At 60.5% G+C, this 26,486-nt stretch carries 17 protein-coding genes, 2 rRNA genes and 1 pseudogene (1 of these 20 running past the window's edge); 10 read left to right on the top strand and 10 right to left on the bottom strand.

Going from position 1 to position 26,486, the window contains the following annotated elements:
* Window positions 1-1,274, top strand: a 23S ribosomal RNA gene (locus tag Q4I12_RS13415) (it extends 1,659 nt beyond the left edge of the window).
* A 43-nt stretch (window positions 1,275-1,317) separates the two neighbouring features.
* A 5S ribosomal RNA gene (rrf, locus tag Q4I12_RS13410) occupies window positions 1,318-1,432 on the top strand.
* Window positions 1,433-2,027: 595 nt separating this feature from the next.
* Here the strand turns inward: rrf and Q4I12_RS13405 are convergent.
* The 8 genes and pseudogenes from Q4I12_RS13405 to bla all read right to left on the bottom strand — a co-directional run bounded on the left by Q4I12_RS13405 (window position 2,028) and on the right by bla (window position 8,616).
* A complete protein-coding gene (locus tag Q4I12_RS13405; protein WP_006006369.1) occupies window positions 2,028-2,366 on the bottom strand; it encodes an SMR family transporter in 339 nt (112 codons plus the stop codon).
* A 12-nt stretch (window positions 2,367-2,378) separates the two neighbouring features.
* Window positions 2,379-2,768, bottom strand: a complete 390-nt coding sequence (locus Q4I12_RS13400) for a DMT family transporter (protein WP_204626330.1) — start codon at window positions 2,766-2,768, stop codon at window positions 2,379-2,381.
* 557 nt (window positions 2,769-3,325) lie between these two features.
* On the bottom strand, window positions 3,326-4,060 hold the full coding sequence (gene hisA, locus Q4I12_RS13395) for a 1-(5-phosphoribosyl)-5-[(5-phosphoribosylamino)methylideneamino]imidazole-4-carboxamide isomerase (RefSeq protein ID WP_204626329.1): 735 nt from the start codon (window positions 4,058-4,060) through the stop codon (window positions 3,326-3,328).
* Window positions 4,057-4,716 carry a hypothetical protein gene (locus tag Q4I12_RS13390; RefSeq protein WP_302261976.1) on the bottom strand — a complete coding sequence of 220 codons (660 nt, stop codon included), beginning with the start codon at window positions 4,714-4,716 and terminating at the stop codon, window positions 4,057-4,059. The genes hisA and Q4I12_RS13390 overlap by 4 nt, the downstream gene beginning before the upstream one ends.
* Window positions 4,716-5,306: an imidazoleglycerol-phosphate dehydratase HisB gene (gene hisB, locus Q4I12_RS13385; RefSeq protein ID WP_302262122.1), complete on the bottom strand. Its 591-nt coding sequence runs from the start codon at window positions 5,304-5,306 to the stop codon at window positions 4,716-4,718. Before hisB ends, Q4I12_RS13390 begins: the two co-directional genes overlap by 1 nt.
* Window positions 5,307-5,689: 383 nt before the next feature.
* A pseudogene (gene tatC, locus Q4I12_RS14025) lies at window positions 5,690-6,439 on the bottom strand (twin-arginine translocase subunit TatC); the annotation flags it as partial.
* 530 nt (window positions 6,440-6,969) lie between these two features.
* Window positions 6,970-7,467 (bottom strand): twin-arginine translocase TatA/TatE family subunit, encoded by a 498-nt coding sequence (locus Q4I12_RS13375; RefSeq protein WP_302261972.1) that lies wholly within the window; start codon window positions 7,465-7,467, stop codon window positions 6,970-6,972.
* Window positions 7,468-7,650: 183 nt separating this feature from the next.
* Entirely contained in the window at window positions 7,651-8,616 is a 966-nt protein-coding gene (gene bla, locus Q4I12_RS13370; RefSeq protein ID WP_302261970.1) for a class A beta-lactamase, read from the bottom strand.
* A gap of 361 nt (window positions 8,617-8,977) precedes the next feature.
* Here bla and Q4I12_RS13365 point away from each other — a divergent pair, with 361 nt between their 5' ends.
* On the top strand, window positions 8,978-9,829 hold the full coding sequence (locus Q4I12_RS13365; RefSeq protein ID WP_302261968.1) for a GIY-YIG nuclease family protein: 852 nt from the start codon (window positions 8,978-8,980) through the stop codon (window positions 9,827-9,829).
* A gap of 121 nt (window positions 9,830-9,950) precedes the next feature.
* Here Q4I12_RS13365 and guaA read toward each other — a convergent pair whose 3' ends face one another.
* Window positions 9,951-11,495 carry a glutamine-hydrolyzing GMP synthase gene (gene guaA, locus Q4I12_RS13360; RefSeq protein ID WP_204626323.1) on the bottom strand — a complete coding sequence of 515 codons (1,545 nt, stop codon included), beginning with the start codon at window positions 11,493-11,495 and terminating at the stop codon, window positions 9,951-9,953.
* A 151-nt stretch (window positions 11,496-11,646) separates the two neighbouring features.
* Window positions 11,647-13,104 carry an IMP dehydrogenase gene (gene guaB / locus Q4I12_RS13355; protein WP_006006392.1) on the bottom strand — a complete coding sequence of 486 codons (1,458 nt, stop codon included), beginning with the start codon at window positions 13,102-13,104 and terminating at the stop codon, window positions 11,647-11,649.
* An 881-nt stretch (window positions 13,105-13,985) separates the two neighbouring features.
* Between guaB and Q4I12_RS13350 the strand changes: the two genes are divergently transcribed.
* The 7 genes from Q4I12_RS13350 to ffh all read left to right on the top strand — a co-directional run bounded on the left by Q4I12_RS13350 (window position 13,986) and on the right by ffh (window position 26,333).
* Window positions 13,986-15,512 carry an outer membrane homotrimeric porin gene (locus tag Q4I12_RS13350; protein WP_302261964.1) on the top strand — a complete coding sequence of 509 codons (1,527 nt, stop codon included), beginning with the start codon at window positions 13,986-13,988 and terminating at the stop codon, window positions 15,510-15,512.
* Window positions 15,513-16,184: 672 nt separating this feature from the next.
* Window positions 16,185-17,696 (top strand): outer membrane homotrimeric porin, encoded by a 1,512-nt coding sequence (locus Q4I12_RS13345; protein WP_302261962.1) that lies wholly within the window; start codon window positions 16,185-16,187, stop codon window positions 17,694-17,696.
* Between the two features lie 431 nt (window positions 17,697-18,127).
* Window positions 18,128-19,612 carry an outer membrane homotrimeric porin gene (locus Q4I12_RS13340; protein WP_302261960.1) on the top strand — a complete coding sequence of 495 codons (1,485 nt, stop codon included), beginning with the start codon at window positions 18,128-18,130 and terminating at the stop codon, window positions 19,610-19,612.
* Between the two features lie 269 nt (window positions 19,613-19,881).
* Window positions 19,882-22,218 (top strand): replication restart helicase PriA, encoded by a 2,337-nt coding sequence (gene priA / locus Q4I12_RS13335; RefSeq protein ID WP_302261958.1) that lies wholly within the window; start codon window positions 19,882-19,884, stop codon window positions 22,216-22,218.
* 196 nt (window positions 22,219-22,414) lie between these two features.
* On the top strand, window positions 22,415-23,692 hold the full coding sequence (locus Q4I12_RS13330) for an OmpP1/FadL family transporter (RefSeq protein ID WP_302261956.1): 1,278 nt from the start codon (window positions 22,415-22,417) through the stop codon (window positions 23,690-23,692).
* Window positions 23,693-23,871: 179 nt separating this feature from the next.
* Window positions 23,872-24,528, top strand: a complete 657-nt coding sequence (locus tag Q4I12_RS13325; protein ID WP_289616316.1) for an outer membrane protein — start codon at window positions 23,872-23,874, stop codon at window positions 24,526-24,528.
* A 296-nt stretch (window positions 24,529-24,824) separates the two neighbouring features.
* Window positions 24,825-26,333 carry a signal recognition particle protein gene (ffh, locus tag Q4I12_RS13320; protein ID WP_302261954.1) on the top strand — a complete coding sequence of 503 codons (1,509 nt, stop codon included), beginning with the start codon at window positions 24,825-24,827 and terminating at the stop codon, window positions 26,331-26,333.
* The last annotated feature ends 153 nt before the right edge of the window (window positions 26,334-26,486 follow it).

Below are 26,486 nucleotides of genomic sequence, written 5' to 3'. Positions count from 1 at the left end.
GGGATGAATAATCCAAGGCGCTCGAGAGAACTCTGGCCAAGGAACTCGGCAAAATAACCCCGTACCTTCGGAAGAAGGGGTGCTTTTTAGGGTGAAGCGATTCACTCTGTCGAGCCCTGAAAAGCCGCAGAGAAATGGTGGTGGCGACTGTTTACTAAAAACATAGGTCTGTGCCAAGTCGTATAGACGACGTATACGGACTGACGCCTGCCCGGTGCTGGAAGGTTAAAAGGAGGAGTCAGCGCAAGCGAAGCTCCGAATTGAAGCCCCAGTAAACGGCGGCCGTAACTATAACGGTCCTAAGGTAGCGAAATTCCTTGTCGGGTAAGTTCCGACCTGCACGAATGGCGTAACGATCTCCACACTGTCTCGGCCAGAGACTCGGTGAAATTGAAGTCGCGGTGAAAATGCCGTGTACCCGCAGAAAGACGGAAAGACCCTGTGCACCTTTACTATAGCTTGACATTGGGATTTGAGCCTGCATGTGTAGCATAGGTGGGAGGCTGTGAACTCTGTACGCCAGTATGGAGGGAGCCATCGTTGAAATACCACCCTTGTTTGTTCAGGTCCCTAACTCCTTGCCGTGATCCGGTAGGAGGACAGTGTCTGGTGGGTAGTTTGACTGGGGCGGTCGCCTCCCAAAATGTAACGGAGGCATGCAAAGGTTCCCTCAGGCTGATTGGAAACCAGCCGTCGAGTGCAAACGCAAAAGGGAGCTTGACTGCAAGAGAGACATCTCGAGCAGGTACGAAAGTAGGTGTTAGTGATCCGGTGATCCCGAATGGAAGGGTCATCGCTCATTGGATAAAAGGTACGCCGGGGATAACAGGCTGATCGCATCCAAGAGTTCACATCGACGATGCGGTTTGGCACCTCGATGTCGGCTCATCACATCCTGGGGCTGAAGCAGGTCCCAAGGGTACGGCTGTTCGCCGTTTAAAGTGGTACGCGAGCTGGGTTTAAAACGTCGTGAGACAGTTTGGTCCCTATCTTCTGTGGGCGTAGGAGAATTGAAAGGGCCTGTCCCTAGTACGAGAGGACCGGGATGGACACACCACTGGTGGACCTGTTGTCGTGCCAACGGCACAGCAGGGTAGCTATGTGTGGAAGGGATAACCGCTGAAAGCATCTAAGCGGGAAGCCTGCCTTAAGATAAGTTCTCCCTGACGCAAGTCCTGAAGGGCCGAGGTAGACGACCTCGTTGATAGGCTGGAGGTGGAAGCCCTGTGAGGGGTGGAGCTGACTAGTACTAATAGCCCGTGCGTCTTGTTTCTCGAAAAATCCTTCCACCCTATTTCAATAAATTTGCCAAATTTCTTTGGTAGCCATAGAGGAGAGGGTACACCCGACCCCATTCCGAACTCGGAAGTTAAGCTCTCCATCGCCGATGATACTGCATAACGTCATGTGGGAAAGTAGGCCGCTGCCAAAGATTGTTCGAGACTCCCTTGCAGCTCACAGCGCGAGGGGGTCTTTTTTTGTCCCCGCTCCGTCGGGGATTTTTTTGTTTTGGGGACGGCAGGCAGGGCCTGAAGATTTGAAGAAAGAAAAGCTTGCGGGGAGGGAAACCTTTTTGGAAAAAGGTTCTCCCTCCCCGCGCCCCTTGCTTCCAAAAACTTTTGCTCCTGGGACTGCGTTTTGCCAGCGGACCTGTGTATGGATGGGAATGGGGTTGCCTTGGCTGTGAAGAGGCTCAAATCGAAAATATTGTAAGGTAGCGGTGTCGCCATCGACATCCAGCGGAATAGTGTTTGCGAATTCCCGGGCCTGGCCCGGAAAGCACACGATGGTATTTTATGGAGCCATCAAGCCTTTTCAAGGCGTCCTTCCTCCTACCGGCTGTTGATGGGGCAGAATTTTTTCCAGACAGGAACATCCCTCAACTTGCGCCAGCCATAAAAAAAGACTGCCTGTAATGCAGGCAGTCTTGATGGGCGGTTTTGGGGGAAGGAGGGGGCGAGGGGGAGGGAACAACTTTTTTCCGCAAGGAAAAGGGGTTCCCTCCCCCTTCATTATGCATCGTGATGCTAACTCGTGCGCAGCAGGATCATGCCGATGATGAGCAGTCCCATACCGGCAAAGGCGCAGGGCTTGAGGCGCTGGCGCAGGAAGAGCCAGCCGCACAGCGATGTGCCCAGGATACCGAGGCTGCCCCACATGGAGTAGGCCACGGCCAGGTCCATATACTGGACGGCCAGAGAGAGGCAGTAAAAGGCCAGACCGACCAGGGCCAGAGCGGCAATACCGATCAAGCGCTTTTTGAAGCCATCAGAACGGGCCAGCATGAGGTTGGCGGCCACGTCCAGAGCCGCGGCTGCGGCCACCAGGCCAGCGGAAAGGATGAGATGCAGCGTTTCCGTATTCATGGGCAGCTCCTTCTAGCTGGCGGTGCGGCTGGTATCGGAGGACGTATCCTTGTCCTGGACGGTGCCGTGATGGACCAGCAGGGCGCCGCTCAGGGCGCAGAGCAGGCCGGCCAGGCGCTGCAGGGAAAAGGGCTCGTCCAGGATGTAGATGCTGGAGAGTGTGATGAGAGCCAGCCCCAGGGCCTCCCAGAAGGCAAAGGCCACGCCTACGGGCAGGCCCGTGGTGGCTTTGGCGAGTGAGTAGTAAGAAAGCCCGATGGCTATCCACATGAGGACAAGGCCAGCAAGGGCAGCGTGGGCAAAGCTCCAGCCAAAGGAGAGCTTCATGACGGTGGTACCGGCCACCTCAAAAACGATGGCCGCCAGCAAACAGAGCCAGTGATAGGGACGTGTGGGATTCATGATGCACCTTTCAGGATATGCGGTCGAACGCAAAGGGCTCCGCAACGGCATTGCGGAGCTGCTACAGACGTGCCGGTCCGCTCCGGACCGGCAGAAAGGGCATCAGGATTACAGATGGCTGCGCCAGTGTCGCTCTGCCATGACGGCGAAGAAAAGCCGGGAGAGTATGAGCAGAGGATGTTGCATCTTTATATGATAGGCTAGAAGTAGAGATGAGGCAAGTTTGGTGCGGGAGGCCCGGATAAAGGCCTCGGATGAGGATGTAGGGGCAGGAAAGAGGTGATGCGGGTCTCTTACTTATCGAGCGTAGCAAAGTAAGCCGGAGAGCCCATGCAGGACGAAAACGTAGCCGGTTGCTATAGGCGAAAATAGATAGGCGCTGCATGTAAAGCAGGCAATCTGAAGGACGGCAGATTCGGGCAAGGGGACACGAGCGCGGATGACAGAAAAGGAATCCTGCCAGAGCCGGGCATCCCATCTGCATCGGGTGAGCAAAGACATAAAAAAGGGAAGGAGATGGTATCTCCTTCCCTTTGCTGTTTGCGGTATCCTGAAAACTACTGCTGGGCAGCGATCCAGGCGTTGGCTTCCACAAGGTCAAGCGTGCCTTCGTACAGGGCCCGGCCGCTGATGGCACCTTGCAGGTTGGCCTGCGTGCTGAGCGGGTACAGGGCCTGTACGTCAGCCAGTGTGGCCACACCACCGGCAGCGATGACCGGCACGGTGGAGGTCTCGGCCAGATGGCGCAGGGCCGTCAGGTTGACGCCGCACTGCATGCCGTCCCGCTCGATATCCGTATAGATGATGAAGGCCGCGCCGTCTTCCTGCAGGCGGGGCAGGACATCGTCCACGCTCAGACCGGCATCGGCCACCCAGCCCTTGGTCTTGAGGCGTCCGCCCTCGGCATCGAGGGAGACCCCGATCTGCCCGGGAAAGGTCTTGCAGAGGGAAGCAAAGGCTTCGGGCTGCTCCAGGGCCATGGTACCGATGATCAGGCGCTGCACACCGGCTTCGAGATAGGCACGGGCCGTCTGTTCGTCACGGATGCCGCCGCCCAGCTGCACGGGGATATCCAGCTCCCGGCAGATGTTGCGCACGATGTCCCGGCTTTTGGGCAGACCGTCGAAAGCGCCGTCCAGATCGACCACATGCAGCCAGCGGGCGCCCTTGTCCCGCCAGGCCACGGCAGCGGCCACAGGATCGGGGGAAAACACGGTGCTCTCGTGGGCACGTCCCTGTTTCAGGCGGACGGCCTTTCCGTCCTGGATGTCGACAGCGGGAAAGATAATCATAAGTTCAGATCCTTTACAGCCTTGATCATGGCTTCGCGGGCCAGCTCTTCAGCAGTGACCCACTTGCCCTGGCGTTTGAAGAAGTCGCCCACGTTGAGCAGGTTTTCCGTCAGGCCCTGCTGCTCGACCTCGTAGACAGAGTGGCCGATGATGTTGCCTTCCTTGATGTTCAGCAGGAAGAACTCCAGCCGCACATGGGCGGGTTCGGTGACACCGGCCGCCGAGCCCTGACGGTCCCGCCAGGTGAGGACCTGCGGGATGAACAGGATGTCCGCCGACGTCTTGCGGGCGTATTCCACCCACAGGGGCAGGGCCTGGGGACGCTCCGAGGTGTGGAAACGCTTCAGGTCCGGCAAGGGACGGGTTCGGGGCAGGAAGTCATAGGAGCGTTTGGTCGTGGTGTACAAAACATCACGCAGCTGGCGGTCCTGGGCGATCAGCACGTCACGGGCGGCCAGGGCCTGCGGCTGGGGAAGCTGGCCCATGATGAGCTGGCTGATGTCGCGGGGCTGGGTGAAGGGCGCCACCGCGATCTTGTACTGATGGGACAGCGAGCGCGGCACGTCCGCCGTGCTGGCAGGTTTGCGGTTGCAGCCGCCCGTCAGGACCAGCAGGGACAGAAGCACACACAATATCCACAGGAAACGGTTCTTCATCAATCCAGCCCTCCCTTGGTGCTGCGGATGACGTTCCCGCTACGCCGGACCGCCTGGGCGAGCGCCAGGCCCAGGCTTTTGGCGACGGATTCCAGAAGGTGATGGCCATTTTTGCCATAATGCATGGTCACATGCAGGTTGCAGCGGGCGCTGCTGGCAAAGGCCTTGTAAAACTCCCGCCAGAGGTCTTTTTCCTCCCCGGCGATGACCGGGGGCAGGAGTTCATCACCGCGCCATTCCAGCCAGGGGCGGCCGGAAAGGTCGATGGTGACATCGCTCAGGGCCTCATCCATGGGGACGCGGCCGTAGCCCACACGGGTGATGCCCACACGGTCCCCTAGGGCTTCCAGCACAGCCTGGCCCAGGACCAGGCCGATGTCCTCGGCGCTGTGGTGGGCGTCGATGTGCAGATCGCCCTGACAGCGCAGGTGCAGGTCCATTCCGGCCCAGAATGCCGTCAGGGTCAGCATGTGATCCAGCATGCCGAAGCCGGTCTGGATATCGGTCTTGCCCGAGCCGTCCAGGGTAAGGCTCAGACTGATGTCGGTCTCGGCGCTTTTACGGGCATGCCGGGCCGAACGCTGGGGCAGAGTCGCTTCCATCATCATTCCTTGTCCTTGGCAGGCGTTGCGGGATCGTCGTCAGCGGCAGGGACTTCCGCCACGGAAGCGGGATCGTCCTGCTGTTCCGCAGGTGTGGCCGTATCGGCAGCATCGGGCGTGAGGCCTTCCAGCTCCGCAGGATGGTCCTCAGCCCCTTCGGGGAGTTCCTCGGACGTCCGTTCCGTTTCAGCTGCTTCGGCCGTAGAGCTTTCGGCCGTCTCCATGGCGGGGGCGGGCGTTTCTTCTTCGGGCGGAATGCGCTGGGCGTCGTCATCGCTCATGGCAGCCACCGTGGCGGCAGCTGCGGCAGCGGCCGCGACCGTCGTGCCGTCCGGTCCTTCGGGAGCGGGAGAGGCGGGCGCAGGGTCGGCCGGAGCGGGATCGCCGGGCGTCCCTTCCTCCTCTTCCTTCTTTTCCTTCTTCTTGCGGCCAAAGGCGGCAGCCACGAGGATGCTGATCTCATAGAGCAGCAGCATGGGCATGGCCATGAGCAGCTGGGAGACAACGTCCGGCGGCGTCAGGATGGCGGCCACGATAAAGATGCACAGAACGGCATAGCGACGCACCTTGCGCATCATCTGGGCCGTGATGAGCCCCATGCGGGAAAGGAAGAAGGAGAACAGGGGCATCTCGAAGATGAGGCCGAACGCCAGGAGCAGCTTGATGACGAAATCAAGGTAGTCCGTGATGCGCGGCATGGCCTGGATCTGCTCGGACGAGAAGCCCAGGAAGAAATTGAACGCGTAGGGGAAGACGATGAAGTAACAGAACACGCCGCCACCAATGAAGAAGATGGCGGAAAGCAGGGCGATGGGCAGCAGGCCCTTTTTCTCTTCCTCGTACAGCCCGGGGGAGATGAAGGCCCAGATCTGATAGAAGATGTACGGGCTGGTCACGAACAGGCCGGTCACGAAGGCCACGAACATGCGCACGAAGAAGGGTTCGGGCAAGGTGGTGTACATGGCCGTGCCGTGTGCGGGCAAGGCGCTGAGCAGCGGAGCCGTGATGAAGTTGAAGATGGGCTCGACCACCGTCCAGCAGAGCAGGAAGCCCACACCGGCGGCGATGAAGCAGCGCACCAGGCGCCAGCGCAGCTCGTTGAGATGATCCATGAGGCCCATGGTCTTTTCTTCGGGCTCGGGCGTCCCGCCGGTACCGGCAGCAGCCGTGGCAGGCGGGACGGGCGGCTGGCCCGCGTCATCACCACCTTGCGGCGCGGGAGCTGCCACGGCATCAGGAGCCGGAGCTGCCGTATCCGGCAACGGGTCGGCAGGGGCTTCTGCCGCTGCGGGGGCAGCATCGTCTGCCTGGGCTTCGGGAGCGGGGGCGGCAGGCTGTTCCACAGGGGCGGGGGCTTCCTCGGCTTCGGCCCGGGCCTTGGCAAGTGCCTGGGCCAGAGGGCTGTCCGCCGGAGGTTCAGGGATGGCGGCTTCCCCGTCCTGAGCAGAGGGCACGGTGCCTTCCTGTTCGGTCAGGGGGCCCGTCTGTTCCGGTTCCGTAGCGGAGGCCACGACAGGAGCGGCCTTTTCCGCAGCCGCTTCGGGCAGATCTTCGCCTGCTGCGACCATTTGCGGGGCCGCAGAAGAGAGGGGAGCGTCCTGTTCGGGAGTCGTGACCGTGACGGTCAGATCCTGTTTGTCCTGGATGGTGCTCATGCTTTTGCTCCACTGGCAGGCGTGGCGGCAGCCGGGGCCGCCGTAGCGGCATTACCGGCTTCGGCCTGGGCCTTGGCAAGGGCCTGGGCCAGAGGACTGTCCGTAGGCGGTACGGGCGCGGCAGGGGGGACGACTTCCGGCTGGACAGCAGGACGGGCCGCGGTCTCCGTTGCCGCAGGTGCGGCAGCGGGTGCCGCCTGGGGCTGGGAGGCTGCGGGCTGGGCCGTTGCCTGCGTCTGGGCGGCTGTTTTGGCCGCGTGTTCAGCACGAGCTTCGGGGCTGAAAAATTCCTTTTCAGCTTCCTGCTTGCGCTTGAGATGTTCCTCCTGCTCCACTTCGGCATTCAGCGTGCGCTGAAAATCGGTGGAGACGCGGCGGAATTCACCCATGGCCTTGCCGAGGGTGCGGGAAACACTTGCCAGACTCTTGGGCCCCAGCACCACAAGGGCCACAAGAAGGATAACCAAAAATTCCGTACTGCCGATACCGAACATATCTTCCTCTGCTGTTAGTCCTGAGCGTCATGGACGCGGAAATGCTAAAACGCAAAATTACCTGAGCCCGCAGGCCTTGTAAAGTACGCCTGCCGCCTGCCGCTTCCACTCTTCAGCAGGCAGGACGCCCTGTGGATGAAGGCAGGATATTGCCTGGATGGCCTCGTGTCCCGGTGCGGGATGTCAGGGCCGCGCGGTACCGCCCTGCAGCAGCATGGGCTGCCGTGCCAGCCAGTCCACAGACAGGCGGGTGATGTCCTTGATGAGGGAGAGGTTCGTCTCGGGGCTTTCCAGCGAATTGCAGAGGAAGACCACCAGGGCCACATAGCGCCCATCGGGCAGGCGGAAAAAGGCCAGATCGTTGTCCGCAAGCTTGAGTCCCTGGGGCGTCCTGTCGGAAGAGCCGGTCTTGTGTCCGGCGGTCAGTCCCTGCGGCAGGCCCTCAAGGATCTTGCCGGGCAGGGCGGGCGTCCCGGCCATGATGCCGGTCAGGAAGTCCTTGTGCTCCTGGGAGAAGTCCGGGGAGCTGAAAAATCCCAGCAGCATCCGGGCCATGCTGCGCGGCGTGCCCCAGTTGGCATACTGGTTGTAGATGTTCAGGTGCATCCAGTCTTCATTATGACCGATGAAGACGCTGTCCGCCCCCAGACGGCGGGCGCAGGCCTCCACCACGGCCGGGCCGCCCACATATTCCATCAGGATGTCGCAACCGTTGTTGTCGCTGAAAGTGACGGTATACCGCAGCAGGTCTTCCAGGCTGACTTCCATGTCGCGGCGGCCACGCTGGTCGCGTAAAGGGCTGTGGGTGCCGGTGTGGAGTTGCTCCGCCCGCACGGGGATCATGGTCGTCAGTGTGGCCTGCTCGTGCTGCATCTTTTTCAGCACAGCCACAGCCAGGGGAAACTTGATGACACTGAGCAGGGGGAAGGGCGCATCCATGTGGACACCGGCGCAGAGGCCGTCTTCGGTGAGCAGGGCCACACCGGCCAGGGCCTTTTTGTTCCGCATAAGTGTATGGATGTCCCGCTCCAGGGACAAGGCGTCCACGGCGGCTTGCGGCGTAGCGGGCAATCCTTCGGCCGCCTGGAGAGGCATGGCAGGGGAAAGCAGTGCCAGGGAAAGCAAAAGGGCAGGGAAGATGCGTGACATGGAAAGCTCACAGGGATGCGGTGTTCTATGGAGATACCCGAAGATACGGGCTGGCCTCGTCATATGTTTTCGGGAGGATAGGGACTGGCTTCGGCAAGGACAAGAGGAAAATGTGCCCCGGACAGGGGCGTACTGTTCCGGAACGGAAAGCGGAGTCCAGCGGGGCTGTGCGTCACAGGGGCTCCATGGCTCTGCCCAGCGGCGGGCGACGATGATAGCTCGATATCGCCGTCAGGTGCGGATAGGGGGATGGACTGCTTCGGGAAGACGGACGCGGCTGTTGAATGCCGCGGCCGGGAAGGATAGACTGTCATGGCAAAAAATATCCTGAAAGCACCTGCCATCATGAGGGGGAGCATCTGTGGCATTCAGCAAAACGATACAGATGTATATTTTTGACGGTAATCCCAATGGTCGCATCATGTGCGAGCTCTCCAACTGGAACGGCCGTATCTACAAGGTCTCGCGCAATGAACTTTCTGTCTTTTCCCAGCGGGCCGATGCCGAGAACACCGGCGTCTATTTCCTGCTGGGGAAGGATGAGAACAATACGGATACCGTCTACATCGGTGAGGCGGAAAAAGTCTGCACACGCCTGAAGCAGCATCTGCATGATGCGGATTACTGGAGCGATGCCATCGTCGTCATCAGCAAGGATGATCTGCTCAACAAGGCGCACGTGAAATATCTTGAGAACAGGTTCTATTGCCTGGCACAGGATTCGGGAAGAGCCGTCATCATCAACAGCACGGTCCCCACCTGCTCCTCGATCTCGGAATATGACGAGGCCATGTTGCAGGAGTTCATCAGCAACGCCCGTCTGCTCGTCAATACGCTGGGCTACAAGCTTTTCGATACCCTGGAAGAAAGCAGCGTGGGGCAACAGAGTGAGCCGACCTGCTTTTTCATCAATGCTGCCAGGGGGGCCGCCGCCAAAGGGCTTGTCGTGGCGGATGGTTTTGCCGTGCTCAAGGGATCGACCATCGCTTCGCCCGTGGTCCCCAGCATGGCAGAGAGCTTGCGCCGTCTGCGGGACAGTCTGCTCGAAAAAGGGATCGTCGATGCGGACTTCCATTTTGTGAAAGACCATATCTTCACCAGCCCTTCTCTGGCGGCGGCTGTCGTCCTGGGCAGGAACGCCAATGGCCGGACGGAGTGGAAAACGGCGGGGAACAAGGCGCTGCGTGATGTGGAGGAAGACGAGCTGGCATAGCGTTGCAGCGCCATGATAAAAAAAGAGCTGACAGGCAAGCCGTCAGCTCTTTTTTTATGCTGTCTTCACAGTGCGCCGGCACTGTGGCCGGGAGCAGGACAAGGAGCCTGCTGCTTCGGCATTATTCCCACTCGATGGTGCTCGGGGGCTTGGAGGAGACGTCGTAGACCACGCGGTTGACGCCCTTGACTTCGTTGATGATGCGGCCGGACATACGGGCGATGAGGTCGGCGGGCAGGCGGGCCCAGTCGGCGGTCATTGCGTCCACGCTGTCCACCACGCGCAGGGCGATGACGTGCTCATAGGTACGGCCGTCGCCCATGACGCCCACGGTCTTCAGCGGCAGCAGCACGGCAAAGCCCTGCCAGACCTTGCGGTACCAGCCGGACTCGCGCAGTTCTTCCTGCACGATCTTGTCGGCCTGGCGCAGGATGTTCAGGCGTTCCTCGGTGATCTCGCCCAGCACGCGGATGGCCAGGCCGGGACCGGGGAAGGGATGACGCCAGACGATGGAATCGGGCATGCCCAGCTCGGCGGCCACCTTGCGCACTTCGTCCTTGAAGAGTTCGCGCAGGGGCTCCACCAGCTTGAGCTTCATGGTCTCGGGCAGGCCGCCCACGTTGTGGTGGCTCTTGATGACGGCGCTGGGGCCCTTGTGGGACACGGATTCGATGACGTCGGGGTACAGGGTGCCCTGGGCCAGGTATTCCACTTCGGGCAGCTTCTTGGCTTCTTCGTCGAAGATGTCGATGAAGGTGTGGCCAATGATCTTGCGCTTCTTCTCGGGATCTTCCACACCCTTGAGCAGGTCGAGGAAGCGATCCTGGGCCTGGACGAAGTTGAGGTTCAGGTCAAAGTGCTCACGCAGATAGCTGACCACTTCCTCGCCTTCGTTGAGGCGCAGCAGACCGTTGTCCACGAAGATGCAGTGCAGGCGATGGCCGATGGCCTTGTGCAGCAGCACGGCCACCACGGTGGAGTCGATGCCGCCGGAAAGGGCGCAGACCACGTGCTTGTCACCGATCTTTTCGGCCATTTCCTTGACCACGCGTTCCACGAAGCTGGACATGCTCCAGTCGGGCACGATGTTGCAGACCTTGAACAGAAAGTTGCGCAGCATGGCGTCGCCGTCCACACTGTGGTGCACTTCGGGATGGAACTGCACGGCGTAGATCTTGCGGCTTTCATCGGCCATGGCAGCCACTTCGAGGGTGGGGGTGCTGCCGGTGATCACGAAGCCGGGCGGGGGAGTCTTGACCTTGTCGCCGTGGCTCATCCACACGCGGCTGGCCTTGGAGCTGTCCAGGCCGTCCCACAGGGCGCAGGAGGCTTTCAGGGTCAGGTCGGCCGGGCCGTATTCGCGGGTCAGGGACTGGGCCAGTTCGCCGCCCAGGTTCTGGGCCAGCAGCTGCATGCCGTAGCAGATGCCCAGCACCGGCACGCCCAGTTCCAGGAAGCCCTTGTCCAGGGTGGGGGCATCGGCTTCGCCCACGCTGGCAGGACCGCCGGAAAGGATGATGGCCGAAGGAGCCATAGCGGCCACTTCGGCGGCGGTGACGTTGCAGGCATGGATTTCGGAATACACGCCGGCTTCACGCACACGCCGTGCGATGAGCTGGGTGACCTGCGAACCGTAGTCAATGATAATGACCTTGCTGTGCGCCATGAGTGTTCCTTGCAATGTATGCGGACGCCGCCCGGGAGGGACGGCGTCCTTTATATAATGTCATGAACGGGCAGCCTGGCTGCCGGAAAACAGGATGCAAGCACCAAACGGATGCGGGCGGTCGCTGCAGCGATCGCCCGCAGGTCTGAGGCTAGTTGTCGATGCGATAGTTGGGGGCTTCCTTGGTGATGATGACGTCGTGCACGTGGCTTTCACGCAGGCCCGCCGCCGAGATCTCACAGAAGGTGGTGTTCTCGAACAGGTCGTTGAGGGTGCGGGCACCCACATAACCCATGCCGGAACGCAGACCGCCCATGAGCTGGTAGATGGCTTCCATCACATGGCCACGGTAAGGCACGCGGCCCACGATGCCTTCGGGGACCAGCTTCTTGCTGCGTTCCTGGAAGTAACGGTCGGAGCTGCCGTCCTTCATGGCGTCGATGGAGCCCATGCCGCGGTAGATCTTGTAGGTACGGCCCTGGTAGAGGATGGTTTCGCCCGGGCTTTCTTCGGTACCGGCGAACAGGGAGCCGATCATCACGGAGTGGGCGCCCACCACGAGGGCCTTGACGATGTCACCGGAGAACTTGATGCCGCCGTCAGCGATGCAGCAGCGGTCCATCTCGCGGGCAGCGCGGCTGCCGTCCATGACGGCGGTCACCTGCGGCACGCCCACACCGGCCACGATGCGGGTGGTGCAGATGGAGCCGGGACCAATGCCCACCTTGACGGCGTCGGCACCGGCTTCGAGCACGGCGCGGGCACCTTCGTAGGTGGCCACGTTACCAGCCACCAGCTGGCAGTTGGGGTACGCGGTCTTGACCTTGCGGATGGCCTTGAGCACGTTCATGGAATGACCGTGGGCGGAGTCCAGGACGAGCACGTCCACACCGGCCTGGATGAGCTGCTCGGCGCGTTCGTCGCAGTCGCGGCCGATGCCGATGGCGGCACCCACGCGCAGACGGCCGGCGCTGTCCTTGCAGGCGTTGGGGTATTTCTGGACTTTGTCGATGTCCTTCATGGTGATGAGGCCGCGCAGGCGCTCGTTCTCGTCCACCACGAGGAGCTTTTCGATGCGGTGTTCGTGCAGGTGGCGCTTGGCTTCTTCCAGGGAGGTGCCCATGGGCACGGTGACCAGGTTCTTGCTGGTCATCACTTCGCCCACGCGGATGGCGGAGGCGTCTTCGATGAAGCGCACGTCACGGTTGGTGAGGATGCCCACCAGCTTGCCGTCATCCACGACGGGCAGACCGGACACGCGGAAATCCGCCATCAGGTCCAGGGCTTCCTGCACGGAGTTGCGGGAGGAAACGGTAACGGGGTCAAGGATCATGCCGCTTTCGCTCTTCTTGACGCGTTCCACTTCCAGGCGCTGGCGTTCGATGGGCATGTTCTTATGGATGATGCCGATGCCGCCCATACGCGCCATGCTGATGGCCATGGCCGATTCGGTGACCGTGTCCATGGCAGCGGAGAGCAGGGGGATGCGCAATTCGATGGAAGGAGTGAGCCAGGTGGAGATGTCCACGGCGTCGGGAGTCACTTCCGAATAGCTGGGGACAAGCAAGATATCGTCAAAAGTCAGGGCCTTGCCGCGATTGGTGAACATATTTGCCTCGTAATGTGCTGGAATTGTTCAACAAAATTTAATATATAATTATATACATTCCTCGTGTCCATGTCAATGCAAGAAAAGGGCCGGAAGCACAGGACGGACGGGCAAAATTTTTATGAAAGCGGGAGAGAGACGCTTGCTCCTGCATGCGGGCATGGCCGCCGCCGTCCATATACTAATGTAGTGCCGTGGAAAGGGGCTCATCGTGCGGCACAAACTGTCGGATTTCGCAACCGGTTCGGACGGGGGCCACCGAAAGGAACCGGGAGGCGGGGAATTTTCCTGGCTGTTCTTTTGGGAGTGATCGGGGCCTGCGGTCGATGCCTGTCCCTGGAACTGTCAGGAGAGCCGTCCGCGTGCGGGATCTTTCGTGCCGCCGGCAATACCGGGAAGAGTGGCGGGCGCCTTCGCATGCTCCGGGCATGGTGCGGCACGTTTGTCCTGGTGCCGTGGCCAGGCTTGATGGGGAAAATGCATGGTTCAGTTTTCTGTCCCGCCCCAAGGGGATTTTCCGGTCAGGGCTGTGGAAATTTTCGCTTTGCGGGTGCATTTCGCATGGACGATTTTAAAGATTGTCTTGCTATCATGCTGTAAAGAAAGACTCTTTTTATGGTGTCGCCTGAAATGAACAAGTCTATATCGTTTTTTATCACTTAATATTGACAAACTGATAAAAGGGGTTTAAAAATTTTTACAAGTTCGACGGACAAGCAGATCGCTGCCGCGAGCTTTTAAAAATGAGCTTTCAGCTCCGGCCGTATCGGCCGGGATTCCTGTCCCGCTCCGCACAGGTCAGGAATGGGGTCCCGCAAGGGAAAAAGATCCCGTAGTGGATGGGATCGAAAGATGCGGAAGTAATGAAGGAAGGTATTATCATGAAGAAGCTTATGACTCTCGCTCTGGCTGCCGCTATGATGCTGGGTGCTGCTACCGGCGCCAACGCTATCGACTTCAAGGCCAAGGGCCAGTGGATCATGTCTTTCGACTACGGCATGCACGGCGACTTCGCCAAGAGCAAGGCCAACCGTAACTCCGGTTATAAGAATAGCACCACCGGCAATGAAGACGAATTCGAAGCCCGCCAGCGCGTTCGCCTGCAGTTGGACGCCGTGGCTTCCGAAGCCCTGTCCGGTACCGTGTTCTTCGAAATCGGTGACCAGGTGTGGGGCAACAGCGAGACCGGCGGCGCTCTGGGCGCTGACGGCAAGGTCGTGAAGCTGAAGCGTGCCTACATCGACTGGATGGTGCCCCAGACCGACCTGAAGGTCCGCATGGGTATCCAGGGTCTGGCCCTGCCCAGCTTCACCACCAATGCTTCCCAGATCTTTGACGATGACGTGGCCGCCGTCAGCCTGAACTACCAGTTCAACGAAAATGTGGGCCTGACCGCTTTCTGGGCTCGCCCCTACAACGACAACTACGGTTACAAGAGCTCTGATACCAACAAGGATCGGTGGGAAAACTACATGGACAACATGGACATGTTTGCCGTGCTGCTGCCCCTGTCCTTTGATGGCGTGAAGGTGACCCCCTGGGTCATGTACGCCGCCATGGGGCCCGGCATGTTCGGTGACAAGGAGAGCAAGTTCGGTGCCTCTTGGTCTCCTGTCAAGAAGGGCATGCAGTCCGGCTTCAAGGGTACCGACTGGAATGACAGCTACGGTAATGCCTTCTGGGCCGGCGTGACCGGCGAAGTGACCTACTGGGATCCCTTCCGCATCGCCTGGGATGTGAACTACGGTTCCGCCTCCTATGAAGACCAGAAGATGAACCGCGAAGGCTGGCTGGCCAGCCTGCTGCTGGAATACAAGCTGGATTGGGGTACTCCCGGTCTGTACGGCTGGTACTCCACCGGTGATGACAGCAACCCCCGCAACGGTTCCGAGCGCATGCCCACTGTGTATGCTAACGGCAACAACGACTTCTCCAACTTCGCTTTCAGCGGCAACCCCTACATCGCCCGTGAAAAGGCTTTGGGGTCCACCATGGTGGGTACCTGGGGCATCGGCGCCCGCCTGAAGGACGTGAGCTTCCTGGAAGACCTGAAGCACACCCTGCGTGTGAACTTCATGGGCGGCACCAACGCTCCCAAGATGGCCAAGTACATCCGTGATTACGGTAATCCCTATGAAAAGCATGGTGTGAGCGACGTCGCTCAGTATGCTACCGCTTATGATCCCATCTACCTGACCACCGAAGACTACGCTCTGGAAGTGGGCCTGACCAACACCTACAAGATGTACGACAACTTCACCGTCATGCTGGATGCCGCTTATGTGGCTCTGTGGCTGGATGACAGCCGCAGCACCTGGGGCAAGAACCCCATGCGCGGCTTCTCCGGCAAGGACGGCGGCGTGTACGACGCCTGGAACGTGAACCTGTCCTTCGTGTACTCCTTCTAAGCTTCGGCTTGAGAAGTTCGACCGTGGGGGCTTCGGCCCCCCGGTCTTCAAGCCCCGCTTCGGCGGGGCTTTTTTGCGTTTGGTGAACGAGAAATTTCCGCCTGTAAAAAACCGCATCTATTATTGAGGGTAAATGGTACAGGTGAGCCTTTCGATAGACTGGCTGCGGCCTGTATCGCGTTGCGCTTGAGGGGGGGAAGGCCGCGCGCGGTTTCCTCCACCTCCCCGCTCTTTGTCTTTTTGCTCCCCTGGATTGAAAGAGGGGAGCGAGGAAGACCGGCTTTCGGCTTCCTGGTTTTCAAGCCCCGCTCCGGCGGGGCTTTTTGTGTTCAACAGCCGGACTTTCAAGTTCATTTTGGGGACATCGAGGTCAGGAAGAGCAAGCGGAAAAGAAGTTTTATTTTAAAATGAATATAGATTATCCTATGTAAGTTATTGTTTTTTTTAAAGAAACGTTGACAAGGCCAAGAAAGGGGTATAAAAATTTTTACAAGTTCGACGGACAAGCGGATCGCTGCCGCGAGCTCTCAAAAACGAGCTTTTAGCTCCGGCCGTATCGGCCGGGATTCCTGACCCGCTCCGCACAGGTCAGGAATGGGGTCCCGCAAGGGAAAAAGATCCCCGTAGTGGATGGGATCGAAAGATGCGGAAGTAATGAAGGAAGGTATTATCATGAAGAAGCTTATGACTCTCGCTCTGGCCGCCGCCATGATGCTGGGTGCCGCTACCGGCGCCAACGCTATCGACTTCAAGGCCAAGGGCCAGTGGATCATGTCTTTCGACTACGGCATGCACGGCAACTTTGGTGAAAGCAAGGCCAAGAACAACTCCGGCTTCGGCAAGCACGAAGACGAGTTCGAAGCCCGCCAGCGCGTCCGCCTGCAGTTGGACGCCGTGGCTTCCGAGGCCCTGTCCGGTACCGTGTTCTTTGAAATGGGTGACCAGATTTGGGGCCAGGACAGCACTGGCGGCGCTCTGGGCGCTGACGGCAAGGTCGTGGAACTGAAGCGCGCCTACATCGACTGGATGGTGCCCCAGACCGACCTGAAGGTCCGCATGGGTATCCAGGGCATCGCTCTGCCCAGCTTCACCACCAATGCCTCCCAGATCATGGACGATGACGTGGCCGCCATCAGCCTGAACTATCAGTTCAACGAAAACGTTGGCCTGACCGCTTTCTGGGCTCGCCCCTACAACGACAATGCCGGCTATAAGAGCTCTGACGCTGGTTCCACCAAGTGGGACAACTACATGGACAACATGGACATGTTCGCCGTGCTGCTGCCTCTGACCTTCGACGGCGTGAAGGTGACTCCTTGGGTCATGTACGCTGCCATGGGCCCCGGTATGTTCGACAACTTTGCTAAGGACCCCGGCAATGCTTGGGGTCGTGCCAGCGCCGGCATGCAGTCCGGCTTCAAGGGCACCGACTGGAATGATTCCTATGGCAATGCCTTCTGGGCTGGCGTGACCGGCGAAGTGACCTACTGGGATCCCTTCCGCATCGCTTGGGATGTGAACTACGGTTCCGCCTCTTACGAAGACCAGAAGATGAACCGCGAAGGCTGGTTGGCCAGCCTGCTGCTGGAATACAAGCTGGATTGGGGTACTCCCGGTCTGTACGGCTGGTACGGTTCCGGTGACGACAGCAACCCCCGCAACGGTTCCGAGCGCATGCCTGTGGTGAGCGCCAACGGCAACAACGGCTTCTCCAACTTCGCCTTCAACGGCAACCCCTACATCGCCCGTGAAGGCGTGCTGGGCACCAATATGACCGGTACCTGGGGCATCGGCGCCCGCCTGAAGGACGTGAGCTTCCTGGAAGACCTGAAGCACACCCTGCGTGTGAACTTCATGGGCGGCACCAACGCTCCTAAGATGGCTAAGTACATCCGTGATTACGGTAATCCCTATGCAAAGCATGGTGTGAGCGACGTCGCTCGGTATGCTACTGCTTACGATCCCATGTACCTGACCACCGACGACACCGCTCTGGAAATCGGTCTGACCAACACCTACAAGATGTATGACAACTTCACCGTCATGCTGGATGCCTCCTACGTGGCCCTGTGGCTGGAAGACAGCCGCTCCGTCTGGGGCAAGAACCCCGGTCGCGGCGCTCTGGACGGCGACGGCGTGTACGACGCCTGGAACGTGAACCTGTCCTTCGTGTACTCCTTCTAAGCTTCGGCTTGAGACATTCGACCGTGGGGGCTTCGGCCCCCCGGTTTTCAAGCCCCGCTTCGGCGGGGCTTTTGTTGTTTCAGATAGAGTGTGCCTGAGATGCACGGAGATGTACTGTGTAGTACGATGTTTCTCTGGAGAATGGTGGACAGCCTTTTTCTGAAGGGCTGATCCGCACAGCCCGGGCTGAAAGAATCGTCCGCAGAATACTCCGCCATCCCGGATTGTCCGATCCTGTCATTTTATGACACGGTTCAAAAAATTGTCCTTTCCCTCTTGACGGCGAGAAAAGGCATGCGTATGCTTGCGTAGCAAAATTTGTACTCACGTGGAAAACGGATACAGTTTTGCCATGTCTGGCCGGGATGTCCCCTGGGGAGGAACGTCCCATGCACGTCAGGAAATTTCTCTCAGGAAGGAAGGTTTTTATCATGAAAAAGCTGATGACCCTCGCTCTTGCTGCGGGCATGCTGCTGGGCGCCGCTACCGGCGCCGGCGCTATTGATTTCAAGGCCAAAGGCCAGTGGCTGATGGGCTTCTCCGCCGGTGACGGCTCCCTGATCAGCCATACGAAGGCTAAGGGGAGCGACCACAACAGCGCCCGAGACACCGACGACATCTTCTCCGCTTCCCAGCGTGTTCGTCTGCAGTTGGACGCCGTGGCTTCCGAAGCCCTGTCCGGTACCGTGTTCTTCGAAATTGGTGACCAGGTGTGGGGCAATGCCGAAAGCGGCGGCGCTCTGGGCGCTGACGGCACCGTGGTGGAACTGAAGAACGCCTACATCGACTGGATGGTGCCCAATACCGACCTCAAGTTCCGCATGGGTATCCAGGGCATCCAGCTGCCCAACGTGGCCGGTGGTTCCGCCGTCTTTGATGACGATGTGGCCGGCGTGGTGGCCAGCTACCAGTTCAACGAAAACGTGGGCCTGACCACTTTCTGGGCCCGTCCGTACAACGATAACTACAACACTCGTGCGGATCGTACGAATTACCAGGACAACATGGACCTGTTCGCCCTGATGGTGCCCCTGACCTTCGACGGCGTGAAGGTGACCCCCTGGGCCATGTACGGCATGGCCGGTGCCAACAGCAAGACTGTCAAGTCCATGGGGCCCTACACCCGTCCCATTTCGCCCGACGACGGCGTGGCTAATACCACTACCGGCAAGGCTTACGGTTCCATGTTCTGGGCCGGTCTGCCCATCTCCCTGACCCTGTGGGATCCGCTGAACGTCGAGCTGGACATCAACTACGGCTATGTGGAATCCATGGGTCGCTACACTGCCGATCGCTACAACGGTACCGGTTTCCGCATGGGCGACACCAAGCGTGAAGGCTGGCTGGTCAAGGCCCTGGTGGAATACAAGATGGATTGGGGTACCCCCGGCATCTTCGGCTGGTATGCTTCCGGTGACGACGGCAACGTCAAGAACGGTTCCGAGCGCATGCCCACCGTTTCCGGTTGCGGCAACTTCATGTCCTTCATGGGCGACGGCAACTACGGCTGGTCCTCTGCCGGCAGCCTGTATGACCGCAACTTGACCTACACCGGCACTTGGGGTATCGGTCTGCGCATCCACGATCTGAGCTTTGTGGAAGATCTGAAGCACTCCTTCCGCGTGGCCTACTGGGGCGGCACCAACAGCCCCTCCATGGCCAAGTATGTGGAACATTCCTGGGGCTGGGACAATGGTCTGGACAAGGATGGTCACTACCTGACCACCAACGACGGCCTGCTGGAATTCAACCTGGTCAACAGCTACCAGATCTACGAAAACCTGGAAGCCAACCTGGAACTGGGTTACATCGTGAACATGATGGACGACGATACTTGGAAGCGCAGCTACCGCAGCGATTCCTACAAGAAGCAGGACGCTTGGAAGGCCCAGCTGATCTTCGCTTACAGCTTCTAGTCTTTACGACAGCGATGCTTTCAAGGGGGGCGCAAGCCCCCCTTTTTTTATGCCCGGCAAAGAGGGGGGAAGAGCGGCATTTCCTCCTCCTCCGCGCCATAGTGTTGCCTTGCCTTGGCCGGGGCCTCCGCCTATGCTGGGCTGGTACGACCGCTCCCCCCTGCCGTAGTGTGTTCCCGCATGGCCGTATCCTTCTTTTGATGCACGGAGCCGGAACAACGTCCCTGTCCCGGAGGGATGCGGCTCTCCCCGCAGTTTGCCGAGGTCCCATGTTTGCCCGTATCGCTCTGCTTTCCGCTCCTTACAGCACCCTGACGTACGCCTTGCCCGACATCTTTCCCGAAGAGTTTTGGCAGGAAGGCCTGCGCGTGGCCATCCCCCTGGGCCGTGGTGCGTTGCGGGCAGGCATCCTGATGGAGCGGCTGGAGCACAGCGATCTTCCTGACGGTGTCACCTGCAAGGAGGTGGCCTGGCCGCTGGAGACCGTCCCCCTGCTTTCGGAGGAGATCAGGGCGCTGGCACGGGATCTGGCCATCCGGCAGGGACTGGAGCCGGGCTGTGTGTTCGGGCATGTCCTGCCGCAGGGCTTGCGTCAGGTGGATCTGCGCATCCGCTGGCTGGCGGCGGACAGGGATTTTTCCTGTACGGTGAAGCAGGTCACGAAACTGGAACCGGGTCTGCGCCAGGCCCTGGCCGTGGCCCTGTGCCGGGGGGAGGCCCGCCTTGTCGCTCCGGGCCGGGATGCCGCCGGGGAGGAACTTTGTGTGCTGCGGGTGGATCCTCCCTGGCCGGTACGGCCGCAGGCCGCACGGCAGCGCGAGATACTGGACTATCTGCATGAACGGGGACAGGTCAGCCGTCGCCAGTTGACTCGGGATCTGGGAGCCGGCAGTGCTCCGGCCCTGCGATCTTTGCTGCAGGCCGGATTCGTGGCTTTGCGCCACGCGGAGGCCGATGAGCCCGCTGACGAGCTGCTCCCGCCCGCGCCCCGGGCCTTTGAGCTCAATGCAGACCAGCAGTGGGCCCTGGAGGCCCTGAGTGCTGCGCTGGAGACGGAGCGGCCCGCATCGGTCCTGCTGTTTGGGGTGACCGGCAGCGGCAAGACGGCTGTCTATCTGGAGCTGATCCGGCATTGCATGGAGCAGGGCAGGAGCGTCCTCCTGCTGGCTCCCGAAGTGGCTCTTGCCTGCAAGCTGCGCCGGGATGCGGCCTGCGTCCTGCCCCATGTGCCCCTGTTTTTCTATCATGGCTACCAGCCCCCGGCACGACGGGAGGAGATCTTCCGCCGTCTGGCCACCCGGCAGGAGCCCTGCCTCGTGGTGGGGACGCGTTCGGCGCTCTTCCTGCCTGTACCGCAGCTGGGCTGCGTCATCCTGGACGAAGAGCATGACAGCTCGTTCAAGCAGGACGAGTCTTTGCCCTATCAGGCCAAGGAACTGGCCTGGTCGCGCATTGCACGGCAGCGCGGCCTGCTGGTGCTGGGCTCGGCCACGCCGGACATCAAGACCTTCCATGCGGCCAGTCAGGGGCAGATAGATCTTCTTCGCCTGCCGGAGAGGGTAGGAGGGCGGCCTTTGCCGCCGGTGGAGCTGGTGGATACCAGCGGCCTGGCCGGGGAAGGGCTGCTGGCTGCCCGCAGCGAGCAGGCCCTGCGCGAAGTGCTGCAACGCGGGGAGCAGGCCGTTGTCCTGCTCAACCGGCGCGGCTACGCGCCCCTGCTGTACTGCCTGGACTGCAAGGAGACCGTCAGCTGCCCGCATTGTCACATTGCCCTGACCTACCATAAAGGGCGGGGGCAGCTCGTTTGCCATTACTGCGGCTATGCCGTGCCCTTTCCCAGTCCCTGCCCGCAGTGCAGGAGCATGAACTTCCTGCCCATGGGGGAGGGGACCGAAAGGCTGGAAGAATATTTGTCCACGCTGGCCGGGCAGCCTGTCCTGCGCCTCGACCGTGACAGCACCCGGCGGCCCGGACGCATGGAAGAGATACTGGCGGCTTTTGCCCGGCACGAGTCCCCCATCCTTGTAGGTACGCAGATGCTCTCCAAGGGCCACCACTTCCCTGATGTGACCCTGGCCATCGTGGCGGACGGGGATCTGGGGCTCAATCTGCCGGACTACAGGGCTGCGGAGCGGTCCTTCCAGCTGCTGGTCCAGTCCGCAGGCCGGGCAGGACGTGGCGACAAACCCGGGCGGGTACTGATCCAGACCCGCAATACCAATCACTACTGCTGGCAGTATGTCCAGAGCGGTGATTATGAAGGTTTTTATGCCGCCGAGCTGGCCCGGAGGCGACAACACGGTTATCCGCCTTTCGTGCGTCTGGCGTTGCTGCGCATCTCCTTCCCTGCGGAAGATCCCGGCGGTGCCGCGGCGCTGGGGGAGCTGGCCCGTTTGCTGCAAACCAGGGCCCGTGAGCTGGGCGTGCGCCTGCTGGGGCCTATCCCGGCGCCCCTGGCCATGCTGCGGGGCCGCAGGCGTTTTTCCTGCCTCATCAAAAGTGCCGGCTGGCAGGAGGTCAGGGCGCTGTACCATGAAGCTTTGCGGCAGCAGTGCGCCAGCCGTTTGCGGCTTTTCCTTGACCTTGACCCTGTCAATATGCTCTAATCTTCCGGTTTATTTTACCCGTAAGCGGGATTTTACTGGGGAAAGCTCCGCGGTGCCTGCCCGGGCATTTTTGCGGCCTTTGACCGGACCTGATGCCGGAGCGGACGGTATGCGCGTCATGGCCGGGCACGGCGGGGCGGGAGCCGGTACCGGGCGGAAGGAATTTGTCCGGTGCTTCATGGTCAAGGGAGGAAGAATGAAAGCTTTGCGTGTGGTGGGCCTGTGGGTGGCCCTGGTTCTGGGAATGGCGTCGTCCGTCATGGCTGAAGGTTTTGCGCTGACCGAGTGGAGCGCACGCGGTCTGGGTCTGGCCAGCGGCATGGTGGGCCGCGCCGACGACGTGTCGGCCATCGCCTACAACGCGGCCGGCATTACCCAGCTGCCCGGCGTCCAGGTCATGGGCGGCATGGCCCTGGTCGCGCCTATGGGGACCTTGTCGCTGGATACGGCCCACGGCAAGCAGGAGACCACCACCAAGCCCGCCGTGTGGGCCGCGCCGCACGCCTACGCCAGCTGGCAGCTCAATGACAGCCTGTGGCTGGGCCTGGGCGTGTTCTCGCGCTTCGGTCTGGGCAACAGCTATGACCAGAACTGGACCGGCCGTTATAATCTGTACAGCGTCAACCTGCAGACCATCTCCGCCGTGCCCACTCTGGCCTGGAAGATCAATGACATCCTCTCCGTGTCCGCCGGTCTGGAGATCATGAACGTCAACCTGACCACGGAACAGAAGGCACCGGGTTTTAATCTGAAGGGAACGACTCCTGTGCCCGGTATGGATCATGATGCCGAAGTCCAGGCTTCGGGCTGGGGCGTGGGCGGCCACTTCGGCCTGCATGCCCGTCTGAACGATCAGTGGTCCGTGGGCCTGGCCTACAAGACCCAGGTCACGGTCAACGCATACGGTGAAGGCAAATTTGAACGCAACAGTACGCTTTCTAAAGTTTCTCTTGAGGACTGCAACCTCCACGGTACCGTACAGCTGCCCGACTCCCTGGCCCTGGGCGTGGCCTACAAGCCTCTGGACAATCTGAGCTTCGAAGTGGGCGCTGTCTGGACGCGATGGTCCACCTACAATTCCCTGAACATCTACATGGACAACGGCAACCAGTCCATCAGCCACAAAAACTGGCAAGACGGCTGGAATTTCAACGCCAGCGTGGAATACAAGCCTCTGGACTGGTGGAGCCTGCGTGCCGGTTTCTGGTACGAGACCCCGGTCATCAACGAGGATCACTCCGACTTCATGGTGCCCTCCAACGGCCGCACGGCCCTGACCCTGGGCACGGGCGTGGAGTGGAACGACTTCACCATCGACTTCGCCTACTGCCACATGTGGATCAATCCGACCAACTATGATGACACTGATGCAAGTGGTATTCGTACCCCCGGTCTGGCATCCGGTATCACCGGCGGCAATTCCAAGGACACCGTGGCCAACATCTATATGCTGAGCTTCGGCTACAAGTTCTAGGCTGCTTTCCGGCAGATTTCAGGGGCGTCGTCCTTGGGGCGACGCCTTTTTTTGCGTCTTGCGGCACAGAGCATTTGACCGCGGGCTGGAAAATCTCTATAGTCCCGTTTGAGAAAGTCTAAACTTTTACCGCCTGAACAGGCCCTGCTTTGCAGGAAACATCTCTTTGGAGGAGAGCAATGAAACGCACCATCCTTGCACTGGCTCTGCTGGTGGCTCTGGTCCTGCCCGGCATGGCCAAGGCCGAAGGTACCGGTATGTACCTGGCTCCCAAGTTCCTGATGACCATTCAGGAAACCGGCACCATCGAACGCTCCGGTATGGGCGGCGTGGACGAATACTCCCAGTTCACCCTGGGCGGCGCTCTGGCTGCCGGTTACGACTTCTGGCCCCAGTATCTGGTGCCCCTGCGTGTGGAACTGGAATACGCCCTGCGCGGCAACAGCGAAAAGAGCTGGGGCAGCAACTGGGGCAGCGTGGACTGCACCTGGAACAGCTCCACCCTGTTCGCCAACCTGTACTATGACTTCCGCAACGACAGCGCCTTCGTGCCCTACATCGGCGCCGGTATCGGTATGTCCTTCAACTACCTGGGCTTCGACCTGCACCGTGGTGGCAGTGCTGTTTCCCGTGACGAAAGCACCACCAACTTTGCCTGGAACGTGGGCGCCGGTGTGGCTTACAACGTGAACGACGCCCTGTACATCGACGCCGCTTACCGCTATGTGGACCTGGGCTACACCGAAGCCAGTGGTGCTCTGAACGGCGACCAGATCAAGGTGGGCAGCCGTCCTTACAACCACGAATTCATGCTGGGCCTGCGCTTCGCTTTCTAAAGCGTATTACCCGCGATTTGAAAAGGCCGCTCCTTCGGGGGCGGCCTTTTTTGTTTTTGGGCAGAGCAGGGGCAGCGTGAGGGGGCATGTCCCCCGGGATCCGTGAGCCACAGACAGGCCGGGACGGCCTGGTAAAAAGCCGTGATGGCCGCCACTGCGGTCTTTTCTTGACGAAACGGCATAAACAGCCTATGAATCACAATTCTGTATGCGCTGGCCGGGCCCGCGTGATCTGCCGCCATGTCCTGCGGCAGGGAGGGCAGGGCCTTTCAGTGTAACTTGATAGCGGGGTTCCCATGTTTGAAAGTCTTTCCGATCGCCTTTCCGGTGTGTTCCGCTCCTTCAGCGGACGCGGCCAGCTGACGGAAGAAAATATCCAGGCCGGCCTGCGCGAGGTGCGTCTTGCCCTTCTGGAGGCCGACGTCAACTTCAAGGTCGTCAAGGACTTTGTGGAGAACGTCCGCCAGAAGTGCCTGGGACAGGAACTCATCAAGGGCGTCAGTCCGGCGCAGCAGGTCGTCAAGATCGTCCATGAAGAGCTGGTGGGACTGCTTGGTGGTGAGACAGCGGGTCTGAACCTTCAGGGCCAGGAACCCGCCGTCATCATGCTGGTGGGCCTGCAGGGCTCCGGTAAGACCACCTCGGCGGGCAAGATCGCCAATCTGCTGCGCAAGCAGAAGATGCGTCCCTATCTGGTGCCTGCCGACGTGTACCGTCCCGCGGCTATCGATCAGCTGACCGTGCTGGCCAGGCAGCTGGACATGCCCTGCTTCCCGTCCACGGTGGACATGAATCCCGTGGACATCGCCCGTCAGGCCATGGACGCCGCCCGCGAGCAGCAGGCCACGGTGGTCCTGCTGGACACCGCCGGCCGTCTGCATGTGGACGAGCCGCTGATGCAGGAACTGGCCGCCATCAAGGCGGCGGTGAACCCGCAGGAGATCCTGTTCGTGGCCGACGCCATGACCGGTCAGGATGCCGTGACCGTGGCGGAGTCCTTCAACGAACGTCTGGGCCTGACCGGTGTGGTGCTGACCAAGATGGATGGCGATGCCCGCGGTGGTGCGGCCCTGTCCATCCGGGCGGTGACCGGTGCCCCGGTGAAGTTCGTGGGTATGGGCGAAAAGCTGTCCGAGATGGAGGTCTTCCATCCTGACCGCATCGCGGGCCGCATCCTGGGCATGGGCGACGTGCTCACTCTGGTGGAAAAGGCCCAGGCCACCATCGACGCCGACGAGGCCGAAGCCCTTGCCAAAAAGATGCGCAAGGCCAGCTTCGACCTGGAAGATTTCCGTACCCAGATGCGCCGGATCAAGAAGCTCGGCTCTCTGGACAGTATTTTGAAGATGATCCCCGGTATGGGCGGCCTGCGCGAAAAGCTGGCCGAAGCCAACGGGGCCATGCCTGAAAAGGAAATGGCCCGTACCGAAGCCATCATCAATTCCATGACCATGGCCGAGCGCCGCAACCCCGATATCCTCAACGGCAGCCGCCGGGCGCGTATCGCCAAGGGCGCCGGGGTCACGGTGCAGCAGGTCAACCAGCTGGTGCGTCAGTTCGAGCAGATGCGCCAGATGATGAAGGGGATGATGGGTGGCAAGGCCAAGGGGATGCCCGCCATGCCCAGGATGCCCCGGGGCATGAGCATGCCCGGCGGCATGGGCGGGATGCCCGGCATGATGCCGGGGATGGGTGGCATGCCCGGTATGCCGCCCATGGGGCTGCCGGATGCCGGACACGGCAAGTCGGCGGCGGCCAAAAAGCGCAAGAAGCGCGAACGGCCTGCCAAGCGCAAAAAGAAATAGGCCCGTCCGTGCGGTCTGTCCGCACGGATCAGCGTCCGTTCCCCGGCAGAGCACGGCGAAACCTCATCGCCAGACGGCTGCGGCGATGCCGGAGACGCGATAAAAAAATCGTTGCGGCGCACTGGTCATTGATATAATGGGGGGAGGGCAAAC

The organism is Desulfovibrio piger (assembly GCF_951793255.1).
Lineage (GTDB): Bacteria > Desulfobacterota > Desulfovibrionia > Desulfovibrionales > Desulfovibrionaceae > Desulfovibrio.
This window is presented reverse-complemented; position numbering and strand designations above follow the sequence as displayed.